General features: G+C 66.0%; 23 protein-coding genes. 12 read left to right on the top strand and 11 right to left on the bottom strand.

What is annotated here, in order from left to right; translation table 11 throughout:
- Window positions 1-2: 2 nt before the first annotated feature.
- From MYCSM_RS12515 to MYCSM_RS12505, 3 genes are read right to left on the bottom strand one after another with little or no spacing between them, the layout of a single operon-like run.
- Window positions 3-1,433 (bottom strand): MFS transporter, encoded by a 1,431-nt coding sequence (locus MYCSM_RS12515; RefSeq protein WP_015306524.1) that lies wholly within the window; start codon window positions 1,431-1,433, stop codon window positions 3-5.
- Complete coding sequence (locus MYCSM_RS12510) at window positions 1,423-2,142, bottom strand: DUF3159 domain-containing protein (RefSeq protein WP_041311949.1); 720 nt, start codon at window positions 2,140-2,142, stop codon at window positions 1,423-1,425. The genes MYCSM_RS12515 and MYCSM_RS12510 overlap by 11 nt, the downstream gene beginning before the upstream one ends.
- Window positions 2,139-2,510: an OB-fold nucleic acid binding domain-containing protein gene (locus MYCSM_RS12505; protein ID WP_015306522.1), complete on the bottom strand. Its 372-nt coding sequence runs from the start codon at window positions 2,508-2,510 to the stop codon at window positions 2,139-2,141. Before MYCSM_RS12505 ends, MYCSM_RS12510 begins: the two co-directional genes overlap by 4 nt.
- 133 nt (window positions 2,511-2,643) lie before the next feature.
- Between MYCSM_RS12505 and MYCSM_RS12500 the strand changes: the two genes are divergently transcribed.
- A complete protein-coding gene (locus MYCSM_RS12500) occupies window positions 2,644-3,345 on the top strand; it encodes an alpha/beta fold hydrolase (protein WP_015306521.1) in 702 nt (233 codons plus the stop codon).
- 53 nt (window positions 3,346-3,398) lie between these two features.
- Here the strand turns inward: MYCSM_RS12500 and MYCSM_RS12495 are convergent, their stop codons facing one another.
- Window positions 3,399-4,142 (bottom strand): DUF3710 domain-containing protein, encoded by a 744-nt coding sequence (locus MYCSM_RS12495; RefSeq protein WP_015306520.1) that lies wholly within the window; start codon window positions 4,140-4,142, stop codon window positions 3,399-3,401.
- A gap of 1 nt (window position 4,143) precedes the next feature.
- Window positions 4,144-4,608, bottom strand: coding sequence for a dUTP diphosphatase (gene dut, locus MYCSM_RS12490; protein ID WP_015306519.1), 465 nt, complete (start codon window positions 4,606-4,608; stop codon window positions 4,144-4,146).
- Between the two features lie 25 nt (window positions 4,609-4,633).
- Here dut and MYCSM_RS12485 point away from each other — a divergent pair, with 25 nt between their 5' ends.
- Complete coding sequence (locus tag MYCSM_RS12485) at window positions 4,634-5,110, top strand: DUF3093 domain-containing protein (protein ID WP_015306518.1); 477 nt, start codon at window positions 4,634-4,636, stop codon at window positions 5,108-5,110.
- Between the two features lie 22 nt (window positions 5,111-5,132).
- Here the strand turns inward: MYCSM_RS12485 and MYCSM_RS12480 are convergent, their stop codons facing one another.
- Window positions 5,133-5,435, bottom strand: a complete 303-nt coding sequence (locus MYCSM_RS12480) for a DUF4193 domain-containing protein (RefSeq protein ID WP_015306517.1) — start codon at window positions 5,433-5,435, stop codon at window positions 5,133-5,135.
- A gap of 166 nt (window positions 5,436-5,601) precedes the next feature.
- Here MYCSM_RS12480 and cei point away from each other — a divergent pair, with 166 nt between their 5' ends.
- Window positions 5,602-6,258: an envelope integrity protein Cei gene (gene cei / locus MYCSM_RS12475; RefSeq protein ID WP_015306516.1), complete on the top strand. Its 657-nt coding sequence runs from the start codon at window positions 5,602-5,604 to the stop codon at window positions 6,256-6,258.
- A gap of 38 nt (window positions 6,259-6,296) precedes the next feature.
- Here cei and MYCSM_RS12470 read toward each other — a convergent pair whose 3' ends face one another.
- On the bottom strand, window positions 6,297-7,148 hold the full coding sequence (locus tag MYCSM_RS12470) for an inositol monophosphatase family protein (protein WP_015306515.1): 852 nt from the start codon (window positions 7,146-7,148) through the stop codon (window positions 6,297-6,299).
- A gap of 97 nt (window positions 7,149-7,245) precedes the next feature.
- Between MYCSM_RS12470 and ppgK the strand changes: the two genes are divergently transcribed.
- The 4 genes from ppgK (at window position 7,246) to MYCSM_RS12450 (ending at window position 11,286) form a co-directional block, all read left to right on the top strand.
- Window positions 7,246-8,055 (top strand): polyphosphate--glucose phosphotransferase, encoded by an 810-nt coding sequence (gene ppgK / locus MYCSM_RS12465; RefSeq protein WP_015306514.1) that lies wholly within the window; start codon window positions 7,246-7,248, stop codon window positions 8,053-8,055.
- Window positions 8,056-8,237: 182 nt separating this feature from the next.
- The gene (locus tag MYCSM_RS12460; protein ID WP_051073897.1) at window positions 8,238-9,758 is read left to right on the top strand and encodes an RNA polymerase sigma factor; all 1,521 of its coding nucleotides are present in this window, start codon (window positions 8,238-8,240) and stop codon (window positions 9,756-9,758) included.
- Window positions 9,759-9,794: 36 nt separating this feature from the next.
- Entirely contained in the window at window positions 9,795-10,223 is a 429-nt protein-coding gene (locus tag MYCSM_RS12455) for a hypothetical protein (RefSeq protein ID WP_015306512.1), read from the top strand.
- Window positions 10,224-10,320: 97 nt separating this feature from the next.
- On the top strand, window positions 10,321-11,286 hold the full coding sequence (locus MYCSM_RS12450; RefSeq protein WP_015306511.1) for a methyltransferase: 966 nt from the start codon (window positions 10,321-10,323) through the stop codon (window positions 11,284-11,286).
- 90 nt (window positions 11,287-11,376) lie between these two features.
- Here MYCSM_RS12450 and MYCSM_RS12445 read toward each other — a convergent pair whose 3' ends face one another.
- Window positions 11,377-12,189, bottom strand: a complete 813-nt coding sequence (locus MYCSM_RS12445; protein WP_015306510.1) for an LLM class F420-dependent oxidoreductase — start codon at window positions 12,187-12,189, stop codon at window positions 11,377-11,379.
- A 165-nt stretch (window positions 12,190-12,354) separates the two neighbouring features.
- On the opposite strand from MYCSM_RS12445, the gene MYCSM_RS12440 reads away from it, so the two are divergent.
- Complete coding sequence (locus MYCSM_RS12440; protein ID WP_015306509.1) at window positions 12,355-12,630, top strand: hypothetical protein; 276 nt, start codon at window positions 12,355-12,357, stop codon at window positions 12,628-12,630.
- Window positions 12,631-12,653: 23 nt separating this feature from the next.
- On the opposite strand, the gene MYCSM_RS12435 is transcribed toward MYCSM_RS12440, so the two are convergent.
- Window positions 12,654-13,436 (bottom strand): hypothetical protein, encoded by a 783-nt coding sequence (locus MYCSM_RS12435; RefSeq protein ID WP_015306508.1) that lies wholly within the window; start codon window positions 13,434-13,436, stop codon window positions 12,654-12,656.
- Between the two features lie 79 nt (window positions 13,437-13,515).
- Between MYCSM_RS12435 and MYCSM_RS12430 the strand changes: the two genes are divergently transcribed.
- Complete coding sequence (locus tag MYCSM_RS12430) at window positions 13,516-13,881, top strand: RidA family protein (protein ID WP_015306507.1); 366 nt, start codon at window positions 13,516-13,518, stop codon at window positions 13,879-13,881.
- Here MYCSM_RS12430 and MYCSM_RS12425 read toward each other — a convergent pair.
- Window positions 13,878-14,234: a DUF952 domain-containing protein gene (locus MYCSM_RS12425; RefSeq protein ID WP_015306506.1), complete on the bottom strand. Its 357-nt coding sequence runs from the start codon at window positions 14,232-14,234 to the stop codon at window positions 13,878-13,880. The two genes, MYCSM_RS12430 and MYCSM_RS12425, sit on opposite strands and share 4 nt — an antisense overlap.
- A 131-nt stretch (window positions 14,235-14,365) precedes the next feature.
- On the opposite strand from MYCSM_RS12425, the gene MYCSM_RS12420 reads away from it, so the two are divergent.
- Together MYCSM_RS12420 and MYCSM_RS12415 are read left to right on the top strand one after the other, a co-directional pair.
- Complete coding sequence (locus MYCSM_RS12420) at window positions 14,366-14,557, top strand: DUF7455 domain-containing protein (RefSeq protein ID WP_015306505.1); 192 nt, start codon at window positions 14,366-14,368, stop codon at window positions 14,555-14,557.
- A 27-nt stretch (window positions 14,558-14,584) separates the two neighbouring features.
- Complete coding sequence (locus MYCSM_RS12415) at window positions 14,585-15,577, top strand: YihY/virulence factor BrkB family protein (RefSeq protein ID WP_015306504.1); 993 nt, start codon at window positions 14,585-14,587, stop codon at window positions 15,575-15,577.
- Here the strand turns inward: MYCSM_RS12415 and MYCSM_RS12410 are convergent.
- A complete protein-coding gene (locus tag MYCSM_RS12410) occupies window positions 15,567-15,803 on the bottom strand; it encodes a DUF3039 domain-containing protein (RefSeq protein ID WP_041313890.1) in 237 nt (78 codons plus the stop codon). The two genes, MYCSM_RS12415 and MYCSM_RS12410, sit on opposite strands and share 11 nt — an antisense overlap.
- 66 nt (window positions 15,804-15,869) lie before the next feature.
- Between MYCSM_RS12410 and MYCSM_RS12405 the strand changes: the two genes are divergently transcribed.
- The gene (locus MYCSM_RS12405; protein WP_015306502.1) at window positions 15,870-16,271 is read left to right on the top strand and encodes a DUF3099 domain-containing protein; all 402 of its coding nucleotides are present in this window, start codon (window positions 15,870-15,872) and stop codon (window positions 16,269-16,271) included.
- Window positions 16,272-16,311 lie beyond the last annotated feature (40 nt).

Raw genomic sequence — 16,311 nt, 5'->3', positions numbered from 1 at the left:
CGTCAACGCTCGGCGTAGGCCGGCGGCGGCGTCGCGCGGTCGTGGCAGCGGGCAGCGTCCTTCGCCGAGATCCGGCTGTAATCGCATTGCGCGTTCTGGATACCAAACGCAGAGACCAGCCCGGCAACCACAAGCAATGCCGCAGTGACCAGTGCGCCATGTCGGAAACCGGCGAAATCGACTGCGCCGCCGATGATTACACCCGCGAACGCAATCGCGATCAGGCCGGCGATTCGCGAAACGGCGTTGTTGATCGCCGAACCGATGCCGCTCTGCGCAGGATCGACAGCGGCCAGGATCGCGGCGGTCAGTGGCGACACCGTGATCGTCAGCCCCAGCCCGAACACCACCAGACCCGGCAGCATCTGGGTGGCGAAGTTGAACGGCTCGTGCGCTGTCGCCAACCATAGGTAGCCGCCCGCGCCGATCAGCGGGCCGATCGCCATGAACAGCCGCGGCCCGTGCACCCCCGCCAGTGTGCCGAAGCGGCGGGCCAAGAAGAACGACAGCACGGGCACCGGGAGTGTGGCCAGCCCCGCCTCGGTGGCCGACAAACCGGCGGCCTCTTGCAGGAACAGCGCAACGATCAACATGCCCAGCGATACCGCCGCATAGAGGAAGACCGTGGCCATGTTGCCCACCGCGAAATTGCGGGCGGCGAAGATATGCAACGGCATCATCGGGTGCGCAGTGCGACTTTCCCAACACGGGAACGCGGCCAGGCACGCCAGCCCGATCACCAGGCCCGCCACGACCGGCGGATGCGAGAAGCCGAGCCGTTGCCCTTCGATCAGGGCATACACCGCCCCGGTCAGCCCGACAGCGTTGAGCACCGCGCCGACGACGTCGATACGAGCGGACCGATCTCCGGTGTCGGGTGACAGCCTCGTTGTCAGGTACAGCGTGGCCACCAGCGGCAGGATGTTGACGCCGAAGATCCACCGCCAGCCGACCGCGTCGACCAACAGACCGCCGAGCAGCGGGCCGATCACGAAGGCGGTGCCCGTCCACGCCGTCCACGTTCCGATGGCGCGGGCCTGCGCGGCGCCCGAGAACCGCGCGTTGATCATCGCAAGCGAGCTGGGCACCAGAAACGCCGCCCCGACACCCTGGAGGCAGCGGGCCGCGACCAGTATCCAGCCGGTTGGCGCCAACGCGCACAACACCGACGCGACGCCGAATAGCACGACGCCCATTCGCAATACGGCCAACCGACCGAACTGATCGGATATCGCGCCCGCGACAAGGATGAGAGCCCCGAGGGTGAGCAGATAGCCGTCGACGACCCACTGCTGCAGCGCGAGGCCGCCGCCGAATTCGCGCCCGATCGCGGGCAGGGCCAGGTTGACCACCGACCCGTCGAGGAACGCGACAAACGAGGCCAGCACCGCGACCGCAATCAGCGGCCGGTCGGTATCGGTCTCAGTGGGCATCGGGTTGAGCGATGTCCCCGTGCGCCTCTGCAGTCTTCGCAGTTTCCGCGGCATGATGCGCATGCAGTGCCCGCTGGGCCGCCCGAATGGCCAGGTACGTCACCAGCGCGGCCACCGCGGTCAGCGGCCACCCCATCGCGATGCGTGCAATACCCAACCAGCCCGTCTGGTTGGCGTCATAGAGGTGCTGCTGCACGACGAATCGCGAGGTGAACACCAGCACCCACACGAACGTCGCGAGGTCGAACGCCACCACCGCTTTTCGCAGCCCGCGCCAGTCGCGGTCATGCGAGTTGACCCACCCCCAGATGTAGCCGACGGCCGGGCGCCGAATCAGGATCGAGAGCCCGAAGACGACGGCCCAGAACAGCGACATCCAGATGCCGAGCAGGAAGTAGCCCTTCGATTCGCCCACCAGATAGGCGATCGCCGCGCTGATGCCAACTCCGATGAAGCCCGAGATCGCGGGTTGGGCGGACTCGCGTCGGATGAGCCGCCAGATCAGGATCAGTGCCGCCACCCCGAGCGCCGCGCCGATGGCGGGCAGCAGCCCGAAGGCGGTTGATATGGGAACGAATACGACGACGGGCAGAGAGGAATAGATCAGGCCGCTGATGCCGCCCATTTGTTCGAGGACGGCGCCCCCGCGAGCGGGGAATGGGCTTGAGTTTTGGTTCGAAGTCCCCGGTTCAGGTCCGGGGTCGCTCACTTCTGAATCTCGTAGTGCGGGTTGTACATCGCCTTGGCGCCGCTGTCGAGCTTGCCGATCCGGCCGTGCACCCGCAGCGTGCGGCCGGACTCGATACCGGGAATGCGGCGCTGGCCGAGCCAGACCAGCATCACCGAGTCGGTCCCGTCGAACAGTTCCGCCTTGACTCCGCCGGAGCAGCCCTTGCCGTTGCATTCAACGCTGCGCAGGGTGCCGACCATTGTCACCTCTTGGCCGCGGTGACAGTCGATCGCCTTCTGGGCGCCGGTGCTGGCGGCTTCGTCGGTGAGCTCTTCTACGTCGAGTTGCTCCGGGTCCTCCGTCAACCGGCGGGTGAGCCGGCGCAGATACCCTTCGGCCGTAGCCATGGCCTCTCCTGACTTTTGCAGATCCACCATGGATCTACCCAATCCAACGCCACGGTAGACCTCTTGGTTCCGAGATGCCACGCGGGGCCGGGTCGGCACGCCGACGAGTTGGTGAACAGGGGACGATCGTGTGATGGCGGTCAATCTGCGCGGCGTCACGACGGTCCTGCTGCCCGGCACAGGATCCGACGATGACTACGTCTACCGGGCGTTTTCCGACGCTCTGCACGACGCAGGCGCCGTTGTGGTGACCCCGGCGCCGCGGCCGGAGCGGCTCATCGACGGCTACCGCCACGAGCTCGACAACGCCTCGCGGGGCGGCCCGATCGCGGTCGGTGGAGTGTCAATCGGGGCGGCCGTGGCCGCCGAGTGGGCGCTGGCCCATCCCGCTCACGCCGTTGCCGTGTTGGCGGCCCTGCCCGCCTGGACGGGCGACCCGGACACGGCGCCGGCGGCGCTGGCGGCGCGGCACTCGGCGGAGATGCTGAGGCGCGACGGGCTGGCGTCGGCCACCGCGCAGATGCGCGCGGGCAGCCCGGCGTGGCTGGCCGACGAGCTGACCCGATCATGGGTGGGGCAGTGGCCCGCGCTGCCCGATGCGATGGACGAGGCCGCCCGGTTCGTCGCGCCGACGTGCGGCCAGCTGGAGGGGCTGGCCGCGCCGATGGGCGTGGCGTCGGCGACCGACGACCCGATTCATCCGGTCGAGGTCGGCCTCGAATGGGTGGCAGCCGCACCGCGTGCGGCGCTGCGCACCGTCACGCTGGACGAACTGGGTGCGAACCCGTCGGTGCTGGGCGCCGCGTGTCTGGCGGCGCTGGCCTCTATCGAGTGATTACGGCACGTTTACACGCGCTCAGCGTGTGTTTCGTGCACAAATCGCAGGGCTTAGCCGCCGGTGATCGTGCGCAGCTGCTGCATGGCCGACCCGAGCTCGCTGCGGCGTGCTGCGGGCTGCGGGGGCGGCTGCTGCTGAGCCTGCTGGGCCTGTTGCATCTGCTGCTGGGCGGCCTGTTCGGCGGCCGCACGCAACTGCGCGGCCATCGGCTCTGGCAGCTGCACCTGCAGCGGAGTGCGAACCGGTAGCGGGGTCTCTCCGCGCCGAACGACGGTGTCCGCCAACGCATTTCGCGCCTCGTCGGTCAGCGCCGCGGTTTTGTCCTGCGGGCCGTTGACCACGCAGCGGATCATCCAGCGGTACCCGTCGACGCCGATGAATCGCACGACACCCGTCGGCTGATTCGGTTCGGGCTTCGAAACGCCGATCACTTCGCGACCCCACGGGCCGTCCTCGATGCGGACCTCGGGCACGTCCTTCCGCAGCGAGTCGGCCAGTTCGGTGGCGACCTCCCGCCACAGGCCCGCGGTCTTCGGCGCGGCGTAGGCCGCGATGGTGAACCGGCCGTTGGGCGTCACCACCCACACCGCGCTTGGCACACCCACCTCGCTGAGTTCGACCTGAACCTGACCGGCCTCGGGCATCGGAATCAGGACCGAGCCCAGATCCAGCCGGCCGAGCGCCGCTGTCGACGGATCGTCGAAGTCGTCGATGTCGAACGGGCCGTCGAGGTCCTCGTCGACGGGATCGCCCGTCAGGTCGTCGTCGCTGTCGTGGTGCTTTCCGAATGCCATCTCACAAACTCGCATGTCCGCCGGAGGAACCGTGGCCACCGTCGCCACGGGTTGTGTCGGCCAAGCCGGCCTCGTCGAACGACGTCACCTCGACCAGCTCGGGCAGCTCGACCCGTTGCACAAGCAGCTGGGCGATCCTGTCTCCCCGGTTCACGACGATCGGCGTCTCCGGGTCCAGGTTGATCAGTGAGACCTTGATCTCACCACGGTAACCGGCGTCGATCGTGCCAGGGCTGTTAACGATCGAAAGGCCCACGCGCGCAGCCAAACCCGAGCGAGGATGCACCAGTCCAACCATGCCGTGCGGGATGGCGACGGCGACGCCGGTCGGCACCAACGCCCGCTGACCGGGCGCCAGCTCGACGTCGAGCGCGCTGAAGAGGTCGACGCCCGCGTCGCCGTCATGAGCACGGCTGGGCATCGGCAATTCACGATCCAGGCGCACGACCGCCAGAGAAGTGGACACGACGTCAGAGATTACTCTTGGCCGCGTGTCCGACACGCGCGCCACGTCGCAATCCGTGCGCTACCGCGAACGGTTGCGAGTGCCTTGGTGGTGGTGGCTGCCCGGACTGGGGCTGGCCGGGCTGATCGCATTTGAAGTCACCATGGGCGTGCCCGCGCTGCCGAACTGGGTGCCATTTGCCGTGCTGTTGCCGGTCGCCGCCGTCGTGCTGTTGTGGTTCGGCAAGACGGAAGTACGCGTCGTCGCGGGTACCGACGGAACCGAGCTGTGGGTAGGGGCGGCCCATCTGCCGGTCAGCGTGATCGCACGATCGGCCGAGGTGCCGAAAACAGCGAAATCGGCTGCGCTGGGCCGCCAGCTGGACCCGGCCGCCTACGTCGTACACCGGGCATGGGTAGGCCCCATGGTTCTGCTGATCCTCGACGATCCCGACGATCCGACGCCGTACTGGCTGGTGAGCTGCCGGCGTCCGGAAAAGGTGCTGGCGGCAGTGCGCGGCTGAGCCGCTAATCCGACCGCAGCGCTCAGGCCGCGCAGTCGGTGCAGATCATCACGCCGTTCTTCTCGCTGGCCAGTCGGCTGCGGTGATGCACCAGGAAGCAGCTCGAGCACGTGAACTCGTCGGCCTGCTTCGGGACCACTCGCACAGACAGTTCCTCGCCGGAGAGATCGGCGCCGGGCAGCTCGAAGGACTCAGCGGACTCGGACTCGTCGACATCTACGACCGCAGACTGGGCCTCGTTACGCCGCGCCTTCAGTTCCTCGAGCGAATCCTCGGAAACATCATCGGTCTCAGTGCGCCGCGGGGCGTCGTAATCGGTAGCCATCTTCCTCGTCCCCTCCGTCAAACCTTGCAGCAGAGCTTTGTACCAGCGTCGAACGCATTCCCCAAACGATTCGTGCCCGTTCTGACACCCGTTCCAGTGTGATTTACGTCACAGTGTAGGTCTCACCGCAGGAAGGACAGCTTGTCATTGCCCTTAGAGTGCAGGCGTGGTCGCGCAAATCACAGACGGCACCGCGTTCGACAAGCGCGGTCGGCCCTTCCGCCGGCGTAATTACCTGCCTGGCATCCTGCTGTTCGCCGCCCTGGCGGTGGTGACGCTTCTGGTGTGGGTGATGGCACTGAGCAGGCCGCCGGATATCCACGAGGCCACGATCTGCAATGCGCCGCCGCCACCTGCAGATCCGGCCGCCCCGGCGCCGAAGCTGGGTGAACAGGTGACCCGCTCCGATATGACCGACGTGATGCCCGCCAAGCTCGCCGACGCCAAGATTCGCGTGCTCAACGCCAGCGGCCAGGGCGGTCAGGCCGCCGAGGTGGCCGGCGAGCTGCGTGACCTGGGCTTCGCCGAACCGGCCGCGAGCAACGACACGCTGTACACCAACTCTCGGCTGGAATGCATCGGCCAGATCCGCTTCGGCCCGGCCGGGCGGGCCGCCGCCGCGGCCGTGTGGCTGGTCGCGCCGTGCACAGAGCTGTACCAGGATCAGCGCAGCGACGACACCGTCGACCTGGCGATCGGCACCGAGTTCTCCCAGCTGACCCACAGCGACGACATCGACGCGGTGCTGGCCAGCCTGCGGCCCGACGCCACACAGGCCGCCGATCCAACCCTGTTGAAGAAGATTCACACCGCCACCTGCTGACGCCGAATTGCGTTGGGGCAAGCGGGCATTCGCGCTTATCACCCGCCCGAACGACGCAACGCGTCGGTCAGCGCCTCGGCGATGCCCGGCGCGGCGGCCATGATCCGCCCAGCCGCCCGATCGGCAGGCGGCAAGCTCACGATTGCGCCTGCTTCGGCCGCGATCAGCGCACCGGCAGCCCAGTCCCAGACGTGCACGCCGTCCTCGTAGTAACCGTCGAGCGCTCCGGCGGCCACCATGCACAGATCGAGCGCACATGAGCCGATGCGTCGCACGTCGCGCACCGCGGGCAGCAGCCGGGCAAGCACCTCGGCCTGCCGTGCGCGCTGCTCACGCGCGTAGGAAAACCCGGTGCCTACCAACGACATTGACAGCTCAACGGCCGCGCTGGAGCGCAGCGGCGTCGCGACACCGTCGCGCTGAACATGTGCGCCGTGTCCCAGCGCAGCGGAGTAGAGCAGACCGGCGGGCACGTTTGCGACGGCTCCGGCCAGCGACACGCCGTCGCGCTGCACACCCACGGACACCGCGTAGCTCTCGATTCCGTAGACGAAGTTGACCGTGCCGTCGATCGGGTCGAGCACCCATGTCAGGCCGTCGCGCCCGCCGGTCGAGCCGCCTTCCTCCTCGCCAAGGATGTTCTCCCCCGGCCGCAGTTCCGCCAGCCGGTCGCGCAGCAGCCGCTCGGTTTCGGTGTCGACGACGGTGACGGGGTCGGTGGGTGTGCTCTTGGTCCGCACCGCCGCGTCCGCGGTCGGCGCGGGATTCCCGAAAACCTCGAGGCGCCGGCGCCGGACGAAATCGGCCGCCTCCGTCGCGAGCTGCTCGGCGACCGAGCGCAACTGGATTGGGTCGGTGTCGTTATCCGTCACGGGTCCATCGCAGCACATTCGGAGTTAACCGGTTGTGTGACAGTCACGCATGAGATTTCCCGAGCTACTAGTGTGTGGGGCGCGTCGCACCTGCCCGCGTCTGTGAGGAGCCCTCATGACCGCCACCGATTCACCCGCCGCGGACCCCGCCACCAACGGCGGCTCGCAACGCCGCGGCTTCGGTATCGACGTCGGCGGCAGCGGCGTCAAGGGCGGCATCGTCGACCTTGACACCGGGCAGCTGATCGGCGAGCGCTTCAAGCTGGAGACCCCGCAACCGGCCACTCCAGACTCGGTCGCCCAGACGGTCGCCGCGGTCGTCAAGCAGTTCGGCTGGACGGAGCGCCTGGGCGTCACCTACCCCGGCGTCATCACCGACGGCATCGTCCGCACCGCGGCCAACGTCGACAAGCGCTGGCTCGGCGTCAACGTGCGCGAGACGTTCGCCAAGGCGCTCGACGGCCAGCAGGTGACCGTGCTCAACGACGCCGACGCGGCGGGACTGGCCGAGGAGAAGTTCGGCGCGGGCCGGGACAATTCCGGGGTTATCGTGCTGCTGACGTTCGGCACCGGCATCGGCTCGGCGGTGATCCACAACGGGGTGTTGCTGCCCAATACCGAGTTCGGTCATCTCGAGGTCGGCGGTAAAGAAGCCGAGCACCGCGCGGCGTCGTCGATCAAGGAGAAGAAGGGCTGGAGCTACGAGCGCTGGACAAAAGAGGTGACCAGCGTGCTCGTTGCCATCGAAAACGCAATCTGGCCCGACCTGTTCATCGCGGGCGGCGGCATCAGTCGCAAGGCAGACAAGTGGATTCCGCTGTTGAAGAACCGCACGCCGGTGGTGGCCGCCGCGCTGCAAAACACGGCAGGCATCGTCGGCGCGGCGATGGCCGCTGAGGTCGACGTCACCGCTACTGGGAAGTAGCCAGCCCGCCGACGCGCCAAATTTGCCGCTCAACACGGCTGTACCTCACACTGTCGTTACAATGGTCGACGGCGGCCGCATCCCGGATAGCGGCGAGATCAACCGCCAATATTCGACATAGCCGACGCTTTCGATGGTGCACGACCGTGCCCGTTGGATTTTGCAAGACCGAAAGGGTGTACGTGGCAGCGACAAAGGCACGCCCGGCAACCGATGAGCCGGTGAAGCGCACCGCTACCAAGACCCCCGCCAAGAAGGCCTCGGCGGCGAAGTCAACCAATGGCTCCGCCCCTGCGAAGCGGGCCACCAAGACCGCCCCGGCCAAGGCCGCGAAGGCTCCCGCGGCGAAGGCCGTCAAGGCCGCGCAGGCCAAGCGGCCCGCCAAGGCCAAGGCGGACGGCCCCGCGCCTCGCACTCGCGGTAAGAAGGCGACTTCTCCCGAGGGCACCGTCGACGAAGACCTCACCGAAGAGGTCGAGGGCGACGACGATCTCGAAGCCGAGCCTGGCGAGGACCTAGAGGACGACGCCGACCTGGATCTCGAAGACCTCGAGGTCGACGACGAAGCTGTCGTCGTAGTCGAGGGCGACGAGGCCGAGGCCGAAGCCGGGGAAGGCGAAGCCAAGAAGCCCAAGGTCAAGCCCGCTGAGAAGGCGGCAACCGAGGATGACGACGAGGAGATCGCCGAGCCCAGCGAGAAGGACAAGGCCTCCGGCGATTTCGTTTGGGACGAAGAGGAATCCGAGGCGCTGCGTCAGGCCCGCAAGGACGCCGAGCTCACCGCGTCCGCCGACTCGGTTCGCGCGTACCTCAAGCAGATCGGCAAGGTGGCGCTGCTCAACGCCGAGGAAGAGGTTGAGCTGGCCAAGCGGATCGAGGCAGGCCTCTACGCCACGCAGTTGATGTCCGAGCTGACCGAAAAGGGCGAGAAGCTGCCGCCCGCGCAGCGCCGCGACATGATGTGGATCTGCCGCGATGGTGACCGCGCCAAGAACCACCTGCTCGAGGCGAACCTCCGTCTGGTGGTGTCGTTGGCCAAGCGCTACACCGGCCGCGGCATGGCCTTCCTCGACCTTATCCAGGAGGGCAACCTCGGCCTGATCCGTGCGGTCGAAAAGTTCGACTACACAAAGGGTTACAAGTTCTCGACGTATGCCACCTGGTGGATCCGGCAGGCGATCACCCGTGCGATGGCCGACCAGGCCCGCACCATCCGCATCCCGGTGCACATGGTCGAGGTGATCAACAAGCTCGGCCGCATCCAGCGTGAGCTGCTGCAGGATCTGGGCCGTGAGCCCACGCCCGAAGAGCTGGCCAAGGAAATGGACATCACGCCGGAGAAGGTGCTGGAGATCCAGCAGTACGCGCGTGAGCCGATCTCACTGGACCAGACCATCGGCGACGAAGGCGATTCGCAGCTCGGCGATTTCATCGAGGACTCCGAGGCGGTCGTCGCGGTCGATGCGGTGAGCTTCACGCTGCTGCAGGATCAGTTGCAGTCGGTGCTGGAGACGCTGTCCGAGCGCGAGGCAGGTGTGGTGCGGCTGCGGTTCGGCCTCACCGACGGTCAGCCGCGCACGCTCGACGAGATCGGTCAGGTCTACGGCGTAACGCGCGAGCGGATCCGGCAGATCGAGTCCAAGACGATGTCAAAGTTGCGCCACCCCAGCCGTTCTCAGGTGCTGCGCGACTACCTGGACTGAGCCATTCGCGTTTCCCCGCCCGGCGGCATGACAGTCATGGCGGCCGCCGCTCTTCTGATCGCCGGCCTGACTGGTTGCTCGTCTGCCGACCGCGGCGCCTCGCATGCCGACACACTGAAGACCTGGCGAACACACGCACAGCCATCGATCGACAAGATGAACGACGCGATGACGTGGTTCGAGGGCGCGGTGAAGAGCTCCGACTACGCCGGCGCGCTGGACGCGTGTCGCGCATTCGCCGGCGGCGTGGACAGTTTGGAGCGGCAGCTGCCGACACCGGATGACAGTGTGACGTCCGTGCTCAAGGAAGCCGTGGGCCACTTTCGTGACTTCGACCGCCAGTGCGTGACGGTGAATCCGCAGATGACTCAGGACCAAGCCAATGTCGTGGTGTCCTACCGGGACAAGGGAATCGAGCGAATCAAGACGGCCGTCGACATGATGGACCGCATCGAGGCGCAGTGAGCAGAATACGCCGCTGACCGGTTGCTGCTGTGAGGTTGCTGAACGGGTAAGGTCTCGCCGTGCCTGAAAGCCTCTCCCAATCCCGCCACTCGCGCTGGTGCGCGCAATCAACGTCGTTCGCGCCGGCGCGCAACGCGCCAACCGCATGCTTGCCCCCGGCGGCATCAACGTTCTCGAGTTGCTGACCGGCGCGTGGACCGCACAGGCGCTCTACGTCGCGGTGAAGCTCGGCATCCCCGACGAGCTCGCCAAGGGGCCACTGTCCGCCGCCGAGGTCGCGCGCCGGGTCGGCGCAGATCCTGACGCCGTCTACCGACTGATGCGGGCGCTGGCTTCCCGCGGCGTGCTGCGCCATCGACGCAACCACACGTTCAAGCTCACCTCGATCGGCAAGGCGTTGCGCACCGGCACGCCCGGCTCGGTGCGCGACTTCGCGCTGTTCCTCGGTCACCCACTGCGCTGGGAGGACTGGGGCAACCTGCTGTACTCCGTGCAGACCGGAAAGCCGTCGGTCGACATGCTGCGCGGCATGGGCTTCTTCGAGTACGTCGACACCGACGCCGACCTGGCCGAGGCGTTCAACAGCGCGATGACTGCAGGCAGCGAGTTCGCCATCTACTCGGTGCTGGCCGCCTACGACTTCAGCGGCTTCCGCAGGATCATCGACGTCGGCGGCGGCCACGGCCGGCTGCTCTCGATGATCCTGGCGAAGGCGAACACCGCGCGCGGCATGCTCTATGACCTGCCCGCCGTGGTCGACGGCGCCGGGCCTGAACTGACGAAAGCCGGTGTCGCCGAGCGGTGTGAGGTGCTCGGCGGGTCGTTCTTCGACTCGGTTCCCGAGGGCGGTGACGCCTACCTGATGAAGGCGATCCTGCATGATTGGGACGACGACGACGCGCTCAAGATTCTGAACAACATCAGGACCGCGATCGCGCCAGCCGGCAAGCTGCTGCTGCTGGAAAGCGTTCTGCCCGAACGGTCTTCATCAGACATTGGTTTGCTGTTCGACCTCGAGATGCTGGTAGCTGTCGGGGGCAAGGAACGCACCCGCGCAGAGTGATCGAACTTGTTGAGCCGGGCCGGATTCCGGCTGAACCGGGTCATTCATACGACGACGCCGGTGTCGATCGTCGAGGCGGTCCCTGCCTGATCAGCCCCGCGAATCACGCCATGCCAGAGCTTCTTTCAGTTCGGTGAGGTCATAACCCTCGCTCGCCAGAACCGACACCTGAAACATCGTCACCCCGGCATCGACGAAACGATCGGCGTCAGCGGGGGTCGTCCACGCTACCGCTCGCTCGATCTCCCGGTGATCACGCCCGATGCTCTGAGCGTTCTCGACAACGATGTCGTTCTTGCGCAGGAAGGTTTCCACGTCAGCGTGGACATGCCAGATATCGGCGAATCGCGCGACGGTTGGCAGCGTCTTGCGCTCGCCTCCCCCGCCGATGAGGATCGGAATCTTGCGCACCGGCGGTGGCAGCAGCTTCGGCAACCTGTTCTCGATGCGCTCTAGGGCATCGACGAACACCGCATGCCGTGACGACACGGTGCCGAACTCGTAGCCGTACTCGGTGTAGTCGGGTTCATACCAGCCGGCACCGAGTCCGAGGATCAGTCGCCCGCCGCTGATGTGATCGACGGTGCGGGCCATGTCGGCAACGAGATCGGGATTGCGAAATCCAGCTCCGCCAACCAACAGCCCAATCTCGGCGCTGCTGGTGATTTCGGCCCACGACGCGAGCGCGGTCCAACTTTCGAAGTTGGGCAGTGGCGGATGATCCTCGTCGACCACCGGCCGACCGTCGACTATGCCGCTGATCGCCGGCACGACGAAGTGGTCATAGCCAAGTACGACGTTGGCACCAGCGTCTTCGGAGCGCAACACGGTGTCGCGCCACGCGGCGTAGCTCGGGGTGCCTCCCGGCGGAATCTGAACGGCAATGCGAATCGATCGAGTCATGTGAGATCCGACCGCGCGGCCATGTGGATTATTCCTTCACTCGGCGAGTCTGTGAAGCGACGCGAGGTGTCAGGTGAGGGAGGCTGGGTATCGGCTGAAATCGCCGCTGCGCCCCACCCCCGTCCATAGTGTTGAGCCGACGTCATTCCAACGATGGGGTTAACGATGATGGAAACCATTTGGATCCAAGGTCGGTTGGTCTTCGCCGCTGCAAGTGGCGTGATGATCGCGCTCGCAACGATCGGCGCCGTCATCGTCGCGCCGAGCATTGATCCCGCGCATGCTGTCGCCCAGGGGTGTTCGGACAGCGAAATCGAGGACAGCTACTCGCTGCAGTGCGTTCCCAGCACGGTGCCCGACTTCAACGATCAGATCACAGAAGCCGAAGCGGCGGAGCCCGGCTTCAACAGCCATCCCGGTGGCGGCGGCGGCCATCGCTGATCCTTCGCCAAAACCCTTGCCAGTCAGCGCTTCTTGTCGCGCACCTTGTACGTCGACGGCCACGACTCGCGGGTCTCGTCGCCGACCAGCGGAACTCCCTTACTGCCGATCCTGATGTCGTAGGGTTCTTTGCCCGGACCGACTTCGCGGTTGGCGTGTTCAGTCGCGAGGTAGATCAACTGGTCGATCTCGGCCTCGGCGAACGCCACGAACGTGGTCTTGCGCACGATGTCCTCCGGCGGCGGGGTCATCTTCTCAGGCAGGATCCGCGACGCCAGAGCCGCCAGCCCAAGCAACGAGAACGGGATGACCCAGTAGCAGACGAACGACAGCGGCGTCTTGGTGTCGAGGATCGTCGCGTCGCCGTACACGAGCGGCGGGATCGCCGACGAGACCGTCATACCGGCGAACGCGGCGACCCAGATCCACGTCAGCAGCGAGGTGATCTTGCCGAACAACTCGCTCTCCACGACCTCTTTCGGCTGATCTACTTGGGCAAACTCACGCACGAACGGCCTGCCGACAAGCGCACCGGTCAACGCGACGAGGAAGATGCCGGCGTTGCTCAACGGCTGAATCCAGCGCTCCATGAACGACTGGTCCAGCGTGAACGTCAGCACCGTGAGGATCAAAAACGTTGCGACTGCACCGGTTTCGAGGGTGCGGCCGGGCGCTCCCCTGACCCGCCCGATCACGAACGACAGCACCGCCACCACGAGCGCGACCAATACCGCTGTCGCGAACGGAACGTTGCCGACAAGCACCCAATAGACGATCCACGGCGCGAAGCCCAACAGAATGCCCACGGAGGGAAGTCTAGGTTGTCAGTCAACGATGGAACTGTAAACCTCTTGCACGACCGATATCCGTCGCTAGTTTGAACTGATGACGCAGCGCCACACGGTGTCTTCCGGCTCGGAGTATGAGTCTTTGGTCGGGTATTCGCGCGCGGTCCGCCTCGGCCCCTTCATTGCGGTGGCGGGCACCACCGGCGCGGGTGGCGACATTGCCGCTCAAACACGGGATGCGTTGCGCCGCATCGAAATTGCGCTGCAAGAGGCGGGCGGGTCGCTGTCCGACGTGGTGCGCACCCGCATGTATGTCACCGACATCTCGTTGTGGCAGGAAGTCGGGTCGGTGCACGCAGAGGTGTTCGGCGAGGTTCGTCCCGTTTCGACCATGGTGGAGGTGTCCGCGCTCATCGCGCCCGAGTTGCTGGTCGAGATCGAAGCCGACGCCTACATCGCCTAGGCCAGTGGCGCGAACCGACCCTTTTCGTCGGGCGGATAGGGCGTGACGTTTATCACAGCGTTTACGGTCAATGCCCCGTACAAGTGCGGGAACAGCATGGCTTCGGGATCGGCCGCGACGCCGGGTTCCCACCGGACAGGAGCGGTCAGCCGTGCGGGATCGATTCGGAGCAGCACAAGATCAGTACGGCCGGCGTAGAGCCGGTTGGCCGGCAGATGAACCTGTTCAGGCGTCGACAGGTGAACGAACCCCTGCGCCTCCAGCGAATCGGGCCGATGCTCACAGCCAATCTGCGCCGCACGCCATTCATCGTTGCTGCAGAGATGGACCAGGACGCTTGGGGTGCGAGGCATACCGTCAGCCTGCCCGCGTTGCAAATCGACGCAAGCGTGAGACACGACACACCCGTAAACAGCCGGGGAACAAGGCCGGAACCGAAAACGTCTGAGACAGTGGATGTACGCGAATCACTACGGAGGTCGCTATGAACGCAACGCTCACCAGTCCCGAACTAACCAGGGCTGACCGCTGCGATCGTTGTGGAGCGGCCGCACGCGTACGCGCAAAGCTTCCGTCGGGAGCAGAATTGCTGTTCTGCCAGCACCATGCCAACGAGCATGAGGCCAAGCTGGTTGAACTCGCCGCGGTCATTGAAGTCAGTGCGCTGGAGCCATAACACCGAATAGGCCATGCTGGACTGGTCATGAGTGACCAGTCCGAGCCGCTGCCGGTGCCGCCGTCCCGTCACCACATCTGGCACATCGCACGGCGCACGTTGGCGAAAAGCTGGGACGACTCGATCTTTTCGGAGTCCGCGCAGGCGGCATTCTGGTGTGCGCTGTCTCTGCCGCCCCTGCTGTTGGGGATGCTGGGCAGCCTGGCTTACGTCGCGCCGTTGTTCGGCCCGGACACGTTGCCGACGATCCAGGACCAGTTCATCAGCACTGCCGCTCGGTTCTTTTCCCCCAACGTCGTCAACGAGATCATCGCGCCGACCGTCCGAGACATCGTCAAAGGCGCCCGCGGCGAGGTGGTGTCGTTGGGGTTCGTGATCTCGCTGTGGGCCGGCTCGTCGGCGATTTCGGCTTTCGTCGACTCGGTCACCGAGGCGCACGACCAGACACCGCTGCGCCACCCGGTGCGTCAACGCTTCTACGCGCTGGGCCTGTACGTGGTGATGCTCGTCGGGGCGATCGTGGCCGCGCCCTTCCTTGCGCTTGGGCCGCGCAAGATCGCGGAGTTCCTACCGGACAGCTGGGACAGCGTGCTGGCCTACGGGTATTACCCGGTGCTGTTCGTGGGCCTGATCGTGGCGATGAACGTCCTCTATCGGGTGTCGCTGCCCAAACCGCTGCCGTCACACCGGCTTCTGATCGGCTCGGTGCTGGCCACCGTGGTGTTCCTGATCGCCACGTTCGGGCTCCGGGTGTATCTGACGTGGATCACCAGCACCGGCTACACCTACGGAGCACTCGCGACGCCGATCGCGTTCTTGTTGTTCGCGTTCTTCCTCGGCTTCGCGATCATGATCGGCGCCGAGCTGAACGCCGCGATCCAAGAGGAATGGCCTGCACCGGTCACCCACGCGAAGCGGTTCCGCTGGTGGCTCGAGGAGAAGGCCGAATCGCTCAACGGAACCGGTCCCATTCCGACCCAGCCGGCGGCGACCCCGACCGACAGCGAAGCTACTTCTTGAGCTTCTCGTAAATCCGCTTGCACTCCGGGCACACCGGGGAACCCGGCTTGGCCGCCCGCGTCACCGGAAACACCTCGCCACACAGCGCGACGACGTGCGTACCCATCACGGCGCTCTCGGCGATCTTGTCCTTCTTCACATAGTGGAAGTACTTCGGGGTATCGCTGTCAGTCCCGTCGTCGACGCGTTCGTCGGTGTCGGTGCGCTCGATCGTCTGGGTTCGCATGTTTCCCATTTTGCCCGTAAGAAATCCGACTCGTACAGCGGATGACGAGTGTGGAACAGTGGAGCTATGAAACACGGCCCCGAGCTGAGTTTCGACGACGACGGCCGGCCCGTCTTGATCACTCGCGCAGCGATTCCTTATGAGGAGGAGCACCGCGCGCGGGTGCGTAGGTACCTGACCCTGATGTTCTGGCGCGTTCCCGCACTGATCCTCGCCGCCGTCGCGTACGGCATCTGGCACAACGGTCTCATCTCGCTCGCGATACTTCTCGTCTCGGTCCCGTTGCCGTGGATGGCGGTGCTGATCGCCAACGACCGCCCGCCGCGGCGGGCCGAGGAACCGCGGCGTTACGAGTCAGCCCGTCGGATACCGCTGTTTCCCACGGCCGAGCGGCCCGCGCTGGAGCGCGGCATCCGCCCCGCGTCGCAAGCGGGCGAGGGCGATTCGCCGCGCGATGTTCCGAACTGAGAAAGTTCTGGCTCTATTCTCAGGAGAATTTCAGGTCGCC

Origin of the sequence: Mycobacterium sp. JS623 (assembly GCF_000328565.1) — a bacterium.
In the GTDB taxonomy this organism is placed as follows: domain Bacteria; phylum Actinomycetota; class Actinomycetes; order Mycobacteriales; family Mycobacteriaceae; genus Mycobacterium.
Note: the sequence above shows the minus strand (reverse complement) of the source record. Positions and strands in the feature narration are given on the sequence as shown.

Coding starts and splice junctions, on each gene's coding strand:
- MYCSM_RS12515 (WP_015306524.1), bottom strand. CDS start 1,433: ATGCCCACTGAGACCGATACCGACCGGCCGCTGATTGCGGTCGCGGTG.
- MYCSM_RS12505 (WP_015306522.1), bottom strand. CDS start 2,510: ATGGCTACGGCCGAAGGGTATCTGCGCCGGCTCACCCGCCGGTTGACG.
- MYCSM_RS12500 (WP_015306521.1), top strand. CDS start 2,644: ATGGCGGTCAATCTGCGCGGCGTCACGACGGTCCTGCTGCCCGGCACA.
- MYCSM_RS12495 (WP_015306520.1), bottom strand. CDS start 4,142: ATGGCATTCGGAAAGCACCACGACAGCGACGACGACCTGACGGGCGAT.
- MYCSM_RS12480 (WP_015306517.1), bottom strand. CDS start 5,435: ATGGCTACCGATTACGACGCCCCGCGGCGCACTGAGACCGATGATGTT.
- MYCSM_RS12470 (WP_015306515.1), bottom strand. CDS start 7,148: ATGTGCTGCGATGGACCCGTGACGGATAACGACACCGACCCAATCCAG.
- ppgK (WP_015306514.1), top strand. CDS start 7,246: ATGACCGCCACCGATTCACCCGCCGCGGACCCCGCCACCAACGGCGGC.
- MYCSM_RS12455 (WP_015306512.1), top strand. CDS start 9,795: ATGGCGGCCGCCGCTCTTCTGATCGCCGGCCTGACTGGTTGCTCGTCT.
- MYCSM_RS12445 (WP_015306510.1), bottom strand. CDS start 12,189: ATGACTCGATCGATTCGCATTGCCGTTCAGATTCCGCCGGGAGGCACC.
- MYCSM_RS12440 (WP_015306509.1), top strand. CDS start 12,355: ATGATGGAAACCATTTGGATCCAAGGTCGGTTGGTCTTCGCCGCTGCA.
- MYCSM_RS12430 (WP_015306507.1), top strand. CDS start 13,516: ATGACGCAGCGCCACACGGTGTCTTCCGGCTCGGAGTATGAGTCTTTG.
- MYCSM_RS12425 (WP_015306506.1), bottom strand. CDS start 14,234: ATGCCTCGCACCCCAAGCGTCCTGGTCCATCTCTGCAGCAACGATGAA.
- MYCSM_RS12420 (WP_015306505.1), top strand. CDS start 14,366: ATGAACGCAACGCTCACCAGTCCCGAACTAACCAGGGCTGACCGCTGC.
- MYCSM_RS12415 (WP_015306504.1), top strand. CDS start 14,585: ATGAGTGACCAGTCCGAGCCGCTGCCGGTGCCGCCGTCCCGTCACCAC.
- MYCSM_RS12410 (WP_041313890.1), bottom strand. CDS start 15,803: ATGCGAACCCAGACGATCGAGCGCACCGACACCGACGAACGCGTCGAC.
- MYCSM_RS12405 (WP_015306502.1), top strand. CDS start 15,870: ATGAAACACGGCCCCGAGCTGAGTTTCGACGACGACGGCCGGCCCGTC.